Below are 15795 nucleotides of genomic sequence, written 5' to 3'. Positions count from 1 at the left end.
CTAAAAATATTTTTACTTTTCAAGATCTGCTAGACGTTGACGAACTGCTTCGCGTTTTTCTAGGTAATCTTGCTCTTTCGCACGCTCTCCTTCAATAACCGCTGCAGGAGCTTTCGCTACGAAACCTTGGTTAGAAAGTTTCTTCTGTACACGTTCTACTTCTTTATCGAACTTCTCAAGTTCTTTCTCAAGACGAGCTCTCTCTTCATCAAGATTGATAAGATCAGCTAACGGTAAGAATAACTCTGCACCTGATACGATTGCAGTCATTGCTTTTTCTGGCGCTTGTAAGTCCGTTTGAATTGTTAATTCGCTTGGGTTACAGAAACGCTCAATGTAAGAGCTATTTTTCGTAAGTTGAGCAAGTACAGCCTCATCTTTTGCTTTAATTTGCATTTGAACTTTTTTGCTCATTGGCGTATTTACTTCTGCACGGATGTTACGAACAGAGCGAATGATATCAACTAGAAGGTGCATTTCTGCCGCAGCCTCCGTATCTTGTAAATCTTCGCGAACTGTTGGCCACGCAGCTACTGTAATAGACTCGCCTTCATGCGGTAAATGTTGCCAAATTTTCTCTGTTACGAATGGCATGAATGGGTGTAATAGACGCATTGTTTGATCTAATACGTAAGCTAAAATAGAACGAGTTGTTTTCTTAGCTGCTTCATCTTCACCGTATAGTGGAAGTTTCGCCATTTCAATATACCAATCACAGAAATCGTCCCAAATGAAGTTGTATAATGAACGACCAGCTTCACCGAACTCATATTTATCCATGTTACGTGTTACGCTTTCGATTGTTTCGTTTAAGCGAGTTAAGATCCACTTATCCGCAACTGATTTTTCACCAGTTAAATCGATTTCTTCATACTTCATATCATCCATGTTCATTAATACGAAACGTGATGCGTTCCAAATTTTATTAATGAAGTTCCAAGTAGATTCTACTTTTTCCATGCTGAAACGTAAATCTTGACCTGGTGCACTTCCTGTTGATAAGAAGAAACGCATTGCATCTGCACCGTACTTCTCGATAACATCCATTGGATCAATACCGTTACCAAGAGATTTACTCATTTTACGACCTTGCTCGTCACGAACTAAACCGTGAATTAATACATCTTTAAATGGACGCTCGCCTGTAAACTCTAAACCTTGGAAAATCATACGAGATACCCAGAAGAAGATGATATCATAACCCGTTACTAGTGCATCTGTTGAATAGTAACGTTTGAAGTCTGCTGAATCTTCATTTGGCCAACCAAGTGTGGAGAATGGCCATAATGCTGAACTGAACCATGTATCAAGTACATCGTTATCTTGATTCCAGTTTTCAATATCTGCTGGTGCTTCTGTACCTACGTATACTTCACCAGTTTCTTTATGGTACCAAGCTGGAATACGGTGTCCCCACCATAATTGACGAGAAATACACCAGTCATGAATATTTTCCATCCAACGTAAATATGTGTTTTCAAAACGCTCTGGTACGAACGTTACTTTTTCTTCTTCTTTTTGTTGAAGCGCTACTGCTTTTTCAGCAAGTGGAGCCATTTTTACGAACCACTGTGTTGATAAATAAGGCTCAACAACCGCACCGCTACGCTCACTATGACCTACTGAATGCATATGTGGCTCGATTTCTACTAATACGCCAGCTTCTTGTAAGTCTTTTACTAATTCTTTACGGCATTCGAAACGATCCATACCGTTATACTTACCAGCTTTTTCGTTCATCGATCCATCTTCGTTCATTACTAAGATGCGTGGTAAGTCATGACGGTTACCTACTTCAAAGTCATTCGGGTCATGAGCTGGCGTAATTTTTACAACGCCCGTTCCGAAATCTTTTTCTACGTACTCATCAGCAATAATCGGAATCTCACGGCCTACGATTGGAAGTGTAACTGTTTTTCCGATTAAATGTTTGTAACGATCGTCTTCTGGATGAACTGCTACTGCTGTATCACCAAGCATCGTTTCTGGACGAGTAGTAGCAAGACGAATGTGACCAGAACCATCTGTTAACGGATAGTTCATATGGTAGAATGCACCTTGAACTTCTTTATGAATTACTTCAATATCAGAAAGAGCTGTACGTGTTGCTGGATCCCAGTTGATGATATATTCACCACGGTAAATTAAGCCTTTTTCGTATAATTGAACGAATACTTTATTAACCGCATCTGATAAACCTTTGTCTAATGTGAAGCGTTCACGAGAATAGTCTAGTCCTAAACCAACTTTCCCCCATTGTTGACGAATGTGAGAAGCGTACTCTTCTTTCCACTCCCAAGCTTTTTCAAGGAATTTTTCACGGCCAAGATCGTAACGTGAAATACCTTCTTCACGAAGTTTTCCTTCTACTTTCGCTTGTGTTGCGATACCAGCATGGTCCATTCCTGGAAGCCATAGTACATCGTATCCTTGCATACGCTTCGTACGAGTTAAAATATCTTGAAGAGTTGTATCCCAAGCATGACCTAAGTGTAACTTACCAGTTACGTTTGGAGGTGGAATTACAATTGTATACGGTTGTTTCTTCTCGTCTCCTGTTGCTTCAAAATATTTGCCTTCAAGCCACCATTGATAAAGGCCTTCTTCAACGGACATATGATCATATTTAGTTGGTAAATTCTTTTCCGTGTTTGACATTATTTTCCCTCCTTAAAATAAAAAATGTCCCTCATCCAAAAAGGACGAGGGACATCGCGGTACCACCTTTATTTACAAACAAATTCATAATTTGCTTATACTCTTAATTTGATAACGGACAAATCCGTCTTTTCCTAATAAGAACTATTCCGTTCAGAAAAGATGCTCCAGGGCTACCTTCTAACATAACTATCTAGAGAATCTCCCAGCTAATGATTCTCCTCTCTGAAGACGTTTCATGTTATACTCTTCCCCTTCAAGGCATTTATATGATTGTTAATTATTATATACAATAGTGTAAAAAACGAAACCTTATTCGTCAAGATAAATTTAAAACTACAGCTTTTGGTGCCAAAAAGAAGATAAGTAGAATCCTCTACTTATCTTCTTTACCCCGCTATTTGTGGGCAGTAAGACCTCCACCTCAAAACTCAGCTGAAGCAAAGAAGTTAGATGGGAGCCCTGGTGCCCGTAAACGCCCAATTAGTGAAGGCTAATCATCAGCGGGGAATGTTTACTTTATCCGTTCCCTTGCTGGGCAGCTTGTAATTGTGACAGGAAATATTCTATATTGCTAACGAGCCAATGCGATTGTTGCAAACTCTTTACTCCGCGCAGTTCATTTTCCTCGTTACGATTATCTCTTCTTTTCTTATAAGACTGGATTTGCCGAATAAATTGCGATGGATACGTCATATACGCAAACATAAGTAGTTGCTCTTCTTTCGTAAAAGGGAAATTTTTTTGATAAATTTGAAACCATTCAAACCGATCACTTCTTGCGATTGGATATGTGTTTAAAGACCGTGAATAAAAACCTACTATATCTTGCACAGGCGTTGCAAACTTCGATTTTTCTAAACTAATAAAATAGCCATTCCGTTCATAGTCAAATAAAAAATGATTCAGTGACACATTACCATGCACAAAAGTAATACGCGTTTTCTCCTTTTCTTTCATCGCATCGTTCCACTCATTTAATTGCTTCGTTGCAAATTCACGCGCTCTCATTACATGATGATAGTACGTACAATATTGCAATTCAAACGGGGACATATACCATTTTGATTCAGATTCTACGAGAAACTCTTCTAACATCTCACCATCATTTTCCCAACGATCGGATATACTTGTATAATGTTTTTCTAAATCTTCTTCCGTATACGTTTCTTCCTTCACAGTTTTTTGATGCAACGTTCCAAGTGTCTGAAACATTTTATGGTATTGATCATTGTCCTCACCGTTTCCTTCTGCACGTTCTAACCAAGGCATTAAATAATAATTATACGTCCCGTCACTTAAAATATAACTTCCATCCGTCGCATGATATATAGGTACATAATTTGAAAAACCTTTCTCCTTCAAATATTGAATATGATGCAGAAAGTTATTCCGCTCTAACTTTCTGCCTTCTATTTTCTTGAGTGCATATGGACCTTGATTCGTATAAATTTTCATTACATTTCCGTGCTCTTCCATATGCTGCGTATCCAATCTATATTGCCTCACGATAGGTTCATAGTGATTTCGCAACTCAATATCCATACGAATAACCCTTTCTATTCAAAACATAGCCTCTAAGAAAGGAAGTGAGTGAAAACACTCACTTCCTTATTTCGCCTTTACCCTTGAAACGGGAATATAAATAATTTGCCCCGTATTTAAAAATATATCTTCTGTTTGATTGACACGGTATAAATTTTGTACAGACGTTTCATAACGGTCTGCAATAGATTCAATTGTATCCCCTTCTTGCACGAAATACATTCTTAACTTTGTAAATTCTTCTTCCGGTTCTTTCGTAAATAGTTTTGTTAAATAAAGCGCATTTTCATCTCGCTGTGAGTACTCTTCTTCTTGTTCTTCCTGCTTTTTCGCTTTTTCTTTCTTGAAATCTTTTCGTCCGAACAGTTCAAATTGCGGCGTTGTTTCTTGCTCCTCTTCACGTTCCACAAATTCATGTTCTTCTATTTTCTCTTCTTCTAATTCCTGCTCTTTTCTTTCCTCTAATTGGAACGGTTCAAATGCGTAATCTTCCCACTCATCTGATTCCTTATATGCTGGTTCTTCTACATGCGGCGCCGGTCTATTTTCATCCTCTTGCGCTGAATCTTCTTCTAACTCAGCATACACCGTTTCTTCCTCTTCAACTTCATCCTCGCTTCTCTCTTCATCACACAAACCGGTAATAGATATATCCGCTAATAATTGTAAGCAACCATTTTCCTTTAATTCACAATCAAATTCCTCGATTGATACATATAGCTCTTCAATTACTTTCACTCGATTTCTCGGAATTGATATTTCAAGTGGAAAGGAATGAACAAGTTCATTAACCCCATCTTCTCTTGTTTCTACATAATCAATTGACTTTGCTGGCGATAGTTCTCTTAATGAATACGCGGAATCATCTTTTCGTGCAACATACTCTCCCGTTAAATCTAATTGTCCTCTCACGATTACTTCATGATCAAGCTCTTCTATCTCAACGTCTGGATCTAACGAAATTGACAAAAGTTCTTCGACTTCCTGTCCTTTTTGGAACCACACAGATTCTTTTAATGAAAATCGTAATGAATGATCTGTAGCCACTTCTTTTCCCCCTCCCAAACTATATGTCATTACAGATTTATGTGTGGGAAGCTTACTTTATGAATAAAAAAAATCGCTCCCCTTATGGAGAGCGATTTTCTCTAATACACTACGCTTTTAATTTTGACATTGCAATTTCAGCTGCTGCAATCGTCGCTTCAATATCTGCATCACTATGTGCTGTCGATAAGAATAAACCTTCGAATTGAGATGGTGGTAAGAATACACCTTGTTCTACCATTTCACGATAGTAAGCCGCAAAGAATTCTAAGTTTGAAGATTTTGCTGCATCGTAATTAATAACGGGTTCATCTGTAAAGAAAATACCAATCATAGAGCCTGCACGGTTAATATGATGCGGAATGCCATGTTTTTCAGCTGCTTTACGTAATCCAGCTTCTAACATTTCAGCTTTACGCTCAAATTCTACATATGATTCTGGCGTTAACTGTACTAACGTTTCATAACCTGCCGCCATTGCAAGTGGATTACCTGATAAAGTACCAGCTTGGTAAATCGGTCCGCTTGGCGCAACTTGGCGCATAATTTCTGCTTTACCACCGTATGCTCCTACCGGTAAACCACCACCGATTACTTTACCTAGGCATGTTAAATCAGGCGTTACGCCATAATAACCTTGGCCACAATTATAAGCTACTCGGAACCCTGTCATTACTTCATCAAAAATAAGCAATGCACCGTTTTGTTCTGTTACTTCACGAAGACCTTCTAAAAATCCAGGCTGCGGAGGAACAACCCCCATATTTCCTGCTACTGGTTCTACAATTACACAAGCAATATCATCACCGAATTGTTCAAACGCGTATTTTACGCTTTCTAAATCGTTATAAGCTACTGTAATCGTATTTTTCGCTACCCCTTCTGGTACACCAGGACTATCTGGTAAACCTAAAGTCGCCACACCAGAACCAGCTTTAATTAATAACGAATCACCATGACCGTGGTAACAACCAATAAATTTCAAGATTTTATTACGACCTGTATAACCACGAGCTAAACGTAGTGCACTCATTGTTGCTTCCGTTCCAGAGTTAACCATACGCACAATCTCAATTGATGGCACGCGCTCAATAACAAGTTTTGCTAATTTATTTTCAATTTCTGTTGGTGCACCGAAGCTTGTACCTCTTTCAGCAACAGATTTTAACGCTTCTACAACACGATCATTTGCATGACCATGAATTAAAGGACCCCATGATAATACGTAGTCGATGTATTCATTCCCATCGATATCATATACTTTAGAGCCTTTTCCACGCTCCATAAACAACGGATTCATCCCAACAGACTTAAAGGCACGAACCGGGCTATTTACGCCACCAGGCATTAAGTCTTGCGCCTCTTCAAACGCTGCAATTGACTTATCAAACTTTTTCATTATTTAGCGCCTCCTTCTTGTAACCATCTTGCTGCATCTTTTGCATGATACGTAATAATTAAATCTGCCCCTGCACGTTTCATACTAATTAATTTTTCAAGAACAACTTCTTTTTCATTAATCCAACCATTTTGCGCTGCCGCTTTAATCATCGAATATTCACCACTTACATTATAAGCGACAACTGGTAAATTAAAGTTATTTTTCACATCACGAACGATATCTAAGTAAGAAAGAGCTGGTTTTACGATTAAGAAATCTGCACCTTCCATTACATCTGATTCTGCTTCACGGAATGCTTCCATACGGTTTGCCGGATCCATTTGATATGTTTTACGGTCACCAAATTGCGGTGCACCGTGCGCAGCATCACGGAATGGTCCATAAAATGCTGATGAATATTTCACAGCGTACGACATAACTGGCACGTGTCCAAAACCATTTTCGTCTAATGCATGACGAATTGCTGTTACGAAGCCGTCCATCATGTTTGATGGCGCAATAATATCCGCTCCTGCTTTCGCTTGACTTACAGCTGTTTTCGCAAGAACTGCAAGAGACTCGTCATTTAAAATAATCCCATCTTCAATTACACCGCAATGACCATGGCTTGTAAATTGACATAAACATGTATCTGCAACTACTACTAGCTCAGGGAAATCACCTTTAATTTGCTGAATAGCACGTTGTACAATTCCATGATCACAATATGCTGATGATCCAACTTCATCCTTTTCAGCAGGTAAACCAAATACAATAACAGAACGAATACCTAAATCAACAACTTCTTGCATTTCAGTTTGCAATAAATCTAAAGACATTTGATATACGCCCGGCATAGAAGGAACTTCATTACGAACATTTTCACCTTCTAATACAAAAATAGGGTAAATAAAATCTTCCGTATGTAAAAACGTTTCACGCACAAGTGCACGCATGCCCCCGCTTTGTCTTAAACGACGATGACGATTAAATTGTAAAGAGTTCATAGATTTCTATCCCCATTCTTTCATTTTATAGATTCACAAACATATTGTAGTAATGCTTCTACAGTGTACTCTTTCGGCACAATAACAGACGGAAAATAAAGACTTGCCTCTTTTTCCGTAATAGGTCCTATACAAGCAATTGTACATTTTTTTGTCCATTCTCTCCAGTTTGTACCCTCAAGTAAACGAACAAAACTAGTAACAGTTGAAGGGCTCGTAAATGTAATAATGTCTACTTTCCCTAACTTCAATGCTGCTATAAGTTCTTGCTTTTTTTCTATATTCACTTTCGTACCGTATACGATTAGCTCATCTAGAGAAACACCAATTTCCCGAAGTGCAACCGGAATTACCTCTCTTGCTAAATTCCCTTTCGGAAATAAAATACGTTCGTTTCCACTTAATTCTTTTAGAAACTCTTCTGCAAATGCTTCTGCAACAAATGAAGTCGGAACAAAATGAACTTGATAGCCCCTTTTTTCTAACTCTAATTTTGTTTTCACACCTACCGCAGCGATTCTAATGGTTAGCGGTAGTTTCTTTTTTAAACTATCTAGAAAAAAAGCTACACCATTTCTGCTCGTAAAAATAACCCAGTCGTATGAATGTAGCTGTTCTTCAATATGTTGAATTTGCCTATGAGACATACCTTCCATACGCAAAAGCGGAATTTCCAATGGAATTCCGCTCTTTTCTTTCACTGCTACACTCATTTGTTTCGCTTGATGCTGGGCACGTGTAATCAATACCGTTTTTCCAGCGAGAGCGTTCATATTTATTGTTGCTCCTTATTTGCAGCAAGAATGAGTTCTTTGGCGCCTTGTTTAATTAAACGGTCCGCGGCCTCTAACCCTACTTCCTCAGGATTAGTACCCACTACTGTCTCTTTTAATAAAACAGAGCCATCCATAGAGCCGACAAGAGCTGTTAATTCGATTGCATCGTTTTCTGTAAGGGTTGCATATCCAGCAATTGGAACTTGGCATCCACCTTCAAGTTTATGAAGAAATACTCGCTCCGCTGCCACTGTTCTTTCTGTTATCGTATCATTAATATGCGCTAACAACTGCAATAAATCCTTATCATCCTCACGACACTCAATCGCTAATGCACCTTGTCCTACAGCAGGTACACATAACGTCTCATCTAAATGTTCTGTAATAACTTCATTATCCCAGCCCATTCTTTGTAATCCTGCTGTCGCTAAAATAATTGCATCGTAATCTTCTTCTTTTAATTTACGTAAACGTGTATCGATATTTCCGCGAATCCACTTCACTTGTAAGTCTGGTCTCGCAGCGAGTAGCTGTGCACTACGTCTTAAACTACTCGTACCTAAAATAGCGCCTTCTGCTAACTCTTTAAACGACGCTCCGCTTTTTGAGATAAAAGCATCACGAGGGTCAACACGCTTTGGTGTACAACCGATCATTAATCCTTCTGGAAGTACGGCCGGCATATCTTTCATACTATGTACAGCCATATCAATTTCTTTCGTAAGTAGCGCATGTTCAATCTCTTTCACAAACAAGCCTTTTCCGCCTACTTTTGAAAGAGTAACATCTAAAATAACATCACCTTTTGTGACAATTTCTTTCACTTCAAATTCATATGGTAGACCTAAGGCTTTTAACTGATCAATAAACCAGTTTGTTTGCGTTAATGCTAGTTTACTCTTTCGTGATCCTACAATAATTTTGCGCATAATTCTCTCTCCTCATTATAAATACCAAAAGTGGAAATTGGACAAACTGCTTAATAGAAAAATGTTTACTAGCATTACGAGAAACGATCCGATATTCCACTGTACAATTTTCTTACCTTGCAACACATCTGCCGCTCGTAAATATAAACCTGTGCAATACACAAATAGAACGACAAAAGATCCGATTACTTTCGTATCATACCAATGGAAATTATCCAATTTTGTATATCCCCATATACATCCTAATAAAATTGCTAGTAAGAAAAATGGAACAGAAAATAAATTTAATCCGTAAGACATAGATTCTAGCTTCGGTAAATTCCCTAACCTTCTTAATCTCGCATTCCATTTTTTCTTTTTTAATAGGCGATATTGCAATAAATACATAATAGAAAAAATGAACGATACAGTAAACGTTGCGTAAGAAATAATTGCCATACCGACATGCACGTATACAAGTTCTGAAACTAATTGTTCCGCAAGTACTGGCGACATCTTTCCGAGCGGTGTAAAAATAGAAAAAGCGCTTACGCCAAATGCTACAACATTTGTAAAAAAGACTAAAAAGTCAATTCTCATAAATCGATTAATAACTAACGACATCGTAATCAATAACCAAACATAAAAATAAATCCCTGATAATAAAGTTAAAATAGGATTCGTTTCTGAATCTGTAGCTCTAAGCAACATAAAAATAGACTGCAGGACCCATACAATCGCAAGTAACCAAAAAGCAAATCGGTTCGCCTTTCGGTTACTTTGGAAATAATCTATAAAATATAAACTAATGCTACAAGCATATAAAATAATTGCAATATGATAAATAATACTGTTATTTAAAAAACTCATCCGATCATCCTTCCAAATTATAAAGATGGAACGGATGGTGTCCACACTCTTTTATGTTCTACTTCTTCCGCACGACTCTCTACTTCTTCCGTTTCTAAATCAAAAATCTTTGCAAATAACGCTAATTTTTCGCTCGCTCCCTCTTCAGCAGCTATTTCTTTCGCTACTAAAATTGGGTCTTTTAATAATTGATTAATAATACTTTTCGTATGCTTACTAATAACTTTTTTCTCACGATCACTAAGGTTTGGTATTTTTCGCTCTAGGCTTACCATCGTTTCACTTTGGATTGCAAGTGCCTTATCACGAAGAGCTGATATTAATGGAACAACACCAAGTGTACTTAACCACGTTTTAAACAGAACAATTTCCTCTTCAATCATAAATTGAATTTTCTCTGCCTCTTTCAAACGCTCAGCACGGTTTGCCTCCACTACTCCTTGTAAATCATCAATATCATACAAGAAAGAACCTTCTAGCTCATCAATCGCTGGATCAATATCACGCGGCACTGCAATGTCAACCATAAATAATGGACGACCAGAGCGCATTTTCTCCACCTTTGTCATCATCTCTTTCGTAATGACATACTCAGATGCACCAGTTGAACTAATTAAAATATCTGCTTCTAATAATGCACATTGTAATTCGCTTAACGATTTTGCATGTCCCATATATTTCTCAGCCATTACTTCTGCTTTCGAAAGCGTCCTATTCATAACTGTTACTTTACGAGCACCACTTCCATATAAGTTTTGTAGTGCAAGTTCGCCCATTTTACCAGCACCAAGAATAAGCACATGACAATCTGTTAACTCGCCAAATATTTTCTTTCCAAGCTCAACAGCAGCATAACTAACAGACATTGCACTTTCCCCGATTGTTGTTTCTGAGTGGGCACGTTTTGCTAATGTAATGACTTGCTTAAACAATTCATTAAAAATTGTGCCTGTTGCTTTAACTTGTTGCGCTTCTAAAAAGCTATCTTTTATTTGACCTAAAATCTGCGTTTCTCCGACTACCATTGAATCTAAACCGCACGTTACGCGGAATAAATGATCTATTGCGCCATCTTGTTCAAAAATAGTTAAATATGGCGCGACTTCTTCTATTTCAAGCTGAAACCAATCAGCTAAAAACTTCTTAATATAATACCGTCCCGTGTGTAATTGATCGACAACAGCATAAATCTCAGTGCGATTACAAGTTGACACAATGACATTCTCTAACACGCTCTTTTGATTTTGTAATGTAGTCATCGCTCGCTCTAGTTCTGCTGCCTGAAATGTGAGTTTCTCACGAAATTCTACAGGGGCTGTTCGATAATTTACACTAACAACAAGAATATGCACGCAGCATGTCCCCCTTCACCCGTTTTATCACTTTATCTACTATCATAATACAACTTTCCTCTTATGAATCTGACAATCGTGTGAACAACCGATTATTTTTTAATTATTCTCCGTATGTAATAAAGGAGATTCAGTAACACTAATAAAAAAATTTCTACTTTATAATGATTATAAATTAATAACTCTATTTGTACGTTACCAAAAAAAGCCCTCATAATCAAGTGATGGAAACTATTCCATATAAATTATAACATCATCTTCCCTATCTTCTTTCATCATGAAGGAAAATATGTATGATTGTTCCAAAATGTAACAAAGACTTTCTCAATACAATGTATTTGACATTGCATTTCTTTTTCGTTATATTAGTTTTACAAAATTAAATTTTGCACAACTTAATTAGAAGGGAGTTATTTATGACAGAAGACTCTTTGCATCTAGATAACCAACTTTGTTTTTCTATTTACGCCTGCTCTAGAGAGGTTACTCGTTTTTATCGACCTTATTTAGAAGAAATGGGTATTACGTATCCCCAGTACATTACTTTACTCGTACTATGGGAGCAAGATGGACTAACAGTAAAAGAAATTGGAGAACGTCTATTTTTAGATTCTGGTACGTTAACACCTATGTTAAAACGTATGGAATCATTAAAACTTGTAAAACGTGTTCGTTCCAAAGAAGACGAGCGAAAAGTTTGTATTGAATTAACAGAACAGGGCAAAGATTTAAAGGAAAAGGCTTGTTCATTACCGACAACGATGGCTACAAACTTAGGAATTACAGAGCAAGAATATCGCTCTTTATTAATTCAACTAAATAAACTGATTGACACAATGAAAACAATTAATGATGGAAAAGGGGAATAAATATGGATAAATTATATACTGCTTCAGTAACAGCAACAGGTGGAAGAAATGGGAAAGTAGTTTCAGATGATGGCATATTAAATCTTGATGTAAAAATGCCGAAAGCACTAGGTGGTGCAGGCGGAGAAGCAACAAATCCAGAACAACTATTTGCAGCTGGTTATGCAGCTTGTTTCGATAGTGCATTACAACTTGTCATTCGTACAAAACGTGTGAAAGTAGAAAGTACAGAAGTAACTGCTCACGTTTCTATCGGAAAAGATACAGATGGTGGTTTCGGCCTATCTGCTGTACTTGATGTACATGTGGCTGGCGTTTCACATAGCGAAGCACAAGAACTTGTAGAAGCGGCTCACGGTGTATGTCCTTACTCGAAAGCAACACGAGGAAATATTGAAGTTACATTAAACGTACACTAAAAAATTTAGCAAAACAAAAACGCGCGACATTCGTCACGCGTTTTTTGTTTTTGTAAATTTATGAATTGCTTTCCACGCTTCTTCTTTTCCAAGTCCTGTTTCAGAAGAGAATAGAACAATTTCATCGCCAATTTCAACAGCAAGCGTTTCTTTTACAACTTTTAAATGCTTTTGCCATTTCCCTTTCGGAATTTTATCGGCTTTCGTCGCAATAATAATTGTTGGGATTTCATAATGCTTTAAGAAATCATACATCATCACGTCATCACTTGTTGGTTGGTGACGTAAATCAACTACTAATACAGCTGCGTCTAATTGTTCACGCGTTGTAAAGTACGTTTCAATCATTTTCCCCCATGCAGCGCGCTCCGATTTAGATACTTTCGCATATCCATAACCTGGAACGTCAACAAAGTGCATCATCTCATTGATTAAGAAAAAGTTCAGCGTTTGCGTTTTTCCTGGTTTAGAAGAAATACGTACTAACTTTTTACGATTTAAAATTTTATTAATAAAGGAAGACTTCCCCACATTTGAACGACCTGCTAATGCAATTTCTGGTAAATCACTGTCTGGATATTGTTCTGGTTTAACAGCACTAATTACAATATCTGCTTTTGTTACTTTCATTGTTTCACTCCTACTAATGCGTGCTCCAATACTTCATCTAAATGAGATGCAAGCACAAACGTAAGGTTTTCTTTTACGCTCTCTGGAATATCATCTAAATCTTTCTCGTTTTCTGCTGGCAAAATAATTTTTGTTAAGCCTGCGCGGTGAGCACTTAATGTTTTTTCTTTTAAACCACCAATTGGTAATACACGACCACGAAGTGTAATTTCACCTGTCATACCGACTTCTTTACTTACAGGAATACCTGTTAGCGCAGAAATAAGTGCCGTTGCCATCGTAATACCTGCTGACGGTCCGTCTTTTGGAACTGCTCCTTCTGGAACGTGAATATGAATATCATTTTTCTCATGGAAATTCGGATCGATCTGAAGCTCTTCTGCACGAGAACGTATATAACTAAACGCAGCTTGTGCTGATTCTTTCATAACATCCCCAAGTTTCCCTGTTAAAATTAGTTTCCCTTTTCCTGGCGCTACAGAAACTTCAATGGCAAGTGTATCGCCGCCTGCTGCTGTGTAAGCTAGACCTGTTGCCATACCAACTTGGTCTGTTTTTTCAGCTTGCCCATAACGGAATATGTGTTTACCAAGTAAATCAACAATCTTTTTCTCTGTCACAACGATACGTTTACGTTCTGCTGTAACGATAATCTTCGCTACTTTACGGCAAACTTTTGCAATTTGGCGCTCTAGCGTACGAACACCAGCCTCACGTGTATAATAACGAATAATCTCAAGCAGCGCTTCATCACGCACTTGTAAATTACCTTTTCGTAAGCCATGTTCTTTTAATTGTTTCGGCAATAAATGCTCACGAGCAATGTGTACTTTTTCAAGTTCTGTATAGCCAGCAATCGAAATGATTTCCATACGGTCAAGTAATGGACCTGGAATACTTGAAAGTGTATTAGCAGTTGCTACAAACATAACTTTTGATAGATCATATGGTTCTTCAATGTAATGATCACTGAAGTTATGGTTTTGTTCTGGATCTAATACTTCAAGTAATGCCGCTGATGGATCTCCACGGAAATCGTTAGACATTTTATCAATCTCATCTAATAAGAAGACTGGATTAACTGTTTTCGCCTTTTTCATACCTTGAATAATGCGTCCTGGCATTGCTCCAACATATGTACGGCGGTGACCACGAATTTCAGATTCATCACGCACACCACCAAGAGATACACGGACGAAGTTACGATTCAATGATGTTGCAATTGAACGCGCTAACGAAGTTTTGCCGACCCCAGGAGGGCCTACTAAACAAAGGATAGGTCCTTTTAATGAATTCGTTAACTTCTGTACAGCTAAATATTCAAGTACACGCTCTTTCACTTTTTCAAGACCGTAATGATCGTTATTTAAAATCTCTTCCGAATGAGCAAGATCAATTATATCTTCTGTTGCCTCTGTCCACGGAAGCGCTAATAACCAATCAATATAATTGCGAATAACACCACTCTCCGCAGAACTTGCTGGTAACTTTTCATAACGATCTAATTCTTTCAGCGCAGCCTTCATTGTTTCTTCCGGCATTCCTGACTGTTCAATTTTCTCACGAAGTTCTTCTACTTCTCCGCCCTTGCCTTCTTTGTCGCCAAGTTCAGTTTGAATCGCCTTCATTTGCTCACGTAAGAAATATTCTTTTTGCGTGCGCTCCATGGAACGTTTCACTTTTTGCCCAATTTTCTTTTCTAGGCTAAGTAACTCTTGTTCATCTTGAATAATTGAAATAAGTGTTTGTAATCGTTCTTTTACAGATACAATCTCTAGAATCTCTTGTTTCTGCTTCGTTTTAATCGGCAAGTGAGAAGCAATTAGATCAGCTAATCTCCCTGGTTCTTCCACATCAGCTACCGTTGCAAATGTTTCATTTGAAACTTTTTTCGAAACTTTAATATATTGTTCGAAATGCTCCAGTAACGTACGCATAAGAGCTTTCTCTTCTAAATCATCTTCTACTTCTTCAGTTACCGTTTTAATCGACACTTGTACTACATTTTCTTCTTCGATAAACTCTATTACTTCTGCTCTATGTAAACCTTCCACAAGGACACGAAGCGTACCGTTCGGCAATTTTAACATTTGCTTCACTTTCGCCACCGTACCTACACTATATATGTCATCTTCTTTCGGATCATCGATATTCATTTCTTTTTGCATTGCTAAAAAGATGATATTTTCATCCATTGCCGCCTGCTCTAGTGCTTGTATCGATTTATCACGTCCTACATCAAGATGCAAAACCATCGTTGGATATACGAGAACGCCTCTTAATGGTAGGAGGGGCACGATTCTTTCGTTCGTATTCATACTAGACATAGCACC

General features: G+C 37.8%; 13 protein-coding genes and 1 other annotated feature. Of the genes, 2 read left to right on the top strand and 11 right to left on the bottom strand.

Annotation, left to right across the window (positions count from 1 at the left end; genetic code table 11):
• Positions 1-12: 12 nt before the first annotated feature.
• The 9 genes from ACTFR3_RS19505 to hemA all read right to left on the bottom strand — a co-directional run bounded on the left by ACTFR3_RS19505 (position 13) and on the right by hemA (position 11544).
• Positions 13-2658, bottom strand: coding sequence for a valine--tRNA ligase (locus ACTFR3_RS19505; RefSeq protein ID WP_000072244.1), 2646 nt, complete (start codon positions 2656-2658; stop codon positions 13-15).
• Positions 2659-2695: 37 nt separating this feature from the next.
• Positions 2696-2927: a binding site (T-box leader), on the bottom strand.
• 250 nt (positions 2928-3177) lie between these two features.
• Positions 3178-4203, bottom strand: coding sequence for a spore coat protein YsxE (ysxE, locus tag ACTFR3_RS19500; RefSeq protein ID WP_000350656.1), 1026 nt, complete (start codon positions 4201-4203; stop codon positions 3178-3180).
• Positions 4204-4269: 66 nt separating this feature from the next.
• Positions 4270-5280, bottom strand: coding sequence for a stage VI sporulation protein D (gene spoVID, locus ACTFR3_RS19495; protein ID WP_440044695.1), 1011 nt, complete (start codon positions 5278-5280; stop codon positions 4270-4272).
• 79 nt (positions 5281-5359) lie between these two features.
• Positions 5360-6649 (bottom strand): glutamate-1-semialdehyde 2,1-aminomutase, encoded by a 1290-nt coding sequence (gene hemL / locus ACTFR3_RS19490; RefSeq protein WP_000712943.1) that lies wholly within the window; start codon positions 6647-6649, stop codon positions 5360-5362.
• A complete protein-coding gene (gene hemB, locus ACTFR3_RS19485; RefSeq protein WP_001087073.1) occupies positions 6649-7638 on the bottom strand; it encodes a porphobilinogen synthase in 990 nt (329 codons plus the stop codon). Before hemB ends, hemL begins: the two co-directional genes overlap by 1 nt.
• Before the next feature lie 20 nt (positions 7639-7658).
• Positions 7659-8411 (bottom strand): uroporphyrinogen-III synthase, encoded by a 753-nt coding sequence (gene hemD / locus ACTFR3_RS19480; protein WP_000992353.1) that lies wholly within the window; start codon positions 8409-8411, stop codon positions 7659-7661.
• 2 nt (positions 8412-8413) lie between these two features.
• On the bottom strand, positions 8414-9343 hold the full coding sequence (gene hemC, locus ACTFR3_RS19475; protein ID WP_001226421.1) for a hydroxymethylbilane synthase: 930 nt from the start codon (positions 9341-9343) through the stop codon (positions 8414-8416).
• A gap of 15 nt (positions 9344-9358) precedes the next feature.
• A complete protein-coding gene (locus ACTFR3_RS19470; protein ID WP_000008991.1) occupies positions 9359-10192 on the bottom strand; it encodes a cytochrome c biogenesis protein in 834 nt (277 codons plus the stop codon).
• 17 nt (positions 10193-10209) lie between these two features.
• A complete protein-coding gene (gene hemA, locus ACTFR3_RS19465; RefSeq protein WP_000547868.1) occupies positions 10210-11544 on the bottom strand; it encodes a glutamyl-tRNA reductase in 1335 nt (444 codons plus the stop codon).
• A 416-nt stretch (positions 11545-11960) separates the two neighbouring features.
• Between hemA and ACTFR3_RS19460 the strand changes: the two genes are divergently transcribed.
• Together ACTFR3_RS19460 and ACTFR3_RS19455 are read left to right on the top strand one after the other, a co-directional pair.
• The gene (locus ACTFR3_RS19460; protein WP_000133916.1) at positions 11961-12413 is read left to right on the top strand and encodes a MarR family winged helix-turn-helix transcriptional regulator; all 453 of its coding nucleotides are present in this window, start codon (positions 11961-11963) and stop codon (positions 12411-12413) included.
• Between the two features lie 2 nt (positions 12414-12415).
• Positions 12416-12832 carry an organic hydroperoxide resistance protein gene (locus ACTFR3_RS19455; protein WP_000359780.1) on the top strand — a complete coding sequence of 139 codons (417 nt, stop codon included), beginning with the start codon at positions 12416-12418 and terminating at the stop codon, positions 12830-12832.
• A 33-nt stretch (positions 12833-12865) separates the two neighbouring features.
• Here ACTFR3_RS19455 and ysxC read toward each other — a convergent pair whose 3' ends face one another.
• Both ysxC and lon read right to left on the bottom strand, forming a co-directional pair.
• Positions 12866-13462 (bottom strand): ribosome biogenesis GTP-binding protein YsxC, encoded by a 597-nt coding sequence (gene ysxC / locus ACTFR3_RS19450; RefSeq protein WP_000869116.1) that lies wholly within the window; start codon positions 13460-13462, stop codon positions 12866-12868.
• Complete coding sequence (gene lon, locus ACTFR3_RS19445) at positions 13459-15789, bottom strand: endopeptidase La (RefSeq protein ID WP_000097289.1); 2331 nt, start codon at positions 15787-15789, stop codon at positions 13459-13461. The genes ysxC and lon overlap by 4 nt, the downstream gene beginning before the upstream one ends.
• Positions 15790-15795 lie beyond the last annotated feature (6 nt).

The organism is Bacillus cereus group sp. MYBK14-1, assembly GCF_051916885.1.
Taxonomy (GTDB): Bacteria; Bacillota; Bacilli; order Bacillales; family Bacillaceae_G; genus Bacillus_A; species Bacillus_A cereus.
Note: the sequence above shows the minus strand (reverse complement) of the source record. Positions and strands in the feature narration are given on the sequence as shown.

Excerpts from the sequence above, each read along its gene's own strand:
- ACTFR3_RS19470 (WP_000008991.1), bottom strand. The coding sequence starts at position 10,192 with ATGAGTTTTTTAAATAACAGTATTATTTATCATATTGCAATTATTTTA.
- ACTFR3_RS19460 (WP_000133916.1), top strand. The coding sequence starts at position 11,961 with ATGACAGAAGACTCTTTGCATCTAGATAACCAACTTTGTTTTTCTATT.
- ysxE (WP_000350656.1), bottom strand. The coding sequence starts at position 4,203 with ATGGATATTGAGTTGCGAAATCACTATGAACCTATCGTGAGGCAATAT.
- lon (WP_000097289.1), bottom strand. The coding sequence starts at position 15,789 with ATGTCTAGTATGAATACGAACGAAAGAATCGTGCCCCTCCTACCATTA.
- hemL (WP_000712943.1), bottom strand. The coding sequence starts at position 6,649 with ATGAAAAAGTTTGATAAGTCAATTGCAGCGTTTGAAGAGGCGCAAGAC.
- ACTFR3_RS19505 (WP_000072244.1), bottom strand. The coding sequence starts at position 2,658 with ATGTCAAACACGGAAAAGAATTTACCAACTAAATATGATCATATGTCC.
- hemB (WP_001087073.1), bottom strand. The coding sequence starts at position 7,638 with ATGAACTCTTTACAATTTAATCGTCATCGTCGTTTAAGACAAAGCGGG.
- ACTFR3_RS19455 (WP_000359780.1), top strand. The coding sequence starts at position 12,416 with ATGGATAAATTATATACTGCTTCAGTAACAGCAACAGGTGGAAGAAAT.
- spoVID (WP_440044695.1), bottom strand. The coding sequence starts at position 5,280 with ATGACATATAGTTTGGGAGGGGGAAAAGAAGTGGCTACAGATCATTCA.
- hemD (WP_000992353.1), bottom strand. The coding sequence starts at position 8,411 with ATGAACGCTCTCGCTGGAAAAACGGTATTGATTACACGTGCCCAGCAT.
- ysxC (WP_000869116.1), bottom strand. The coding sequence starts at position 13,462 with ATGAAAGTAACAAAAGCAGATATTGTAATTAGTGCTGTTAAACCAGAA.
- hemC (WP_001226421.1), bottom strand. The coding sequence starts at position 9,343 with ATGCGCAAAATTATTGTAGGATCACGAAAGAGTAAACTAGCATTAACG.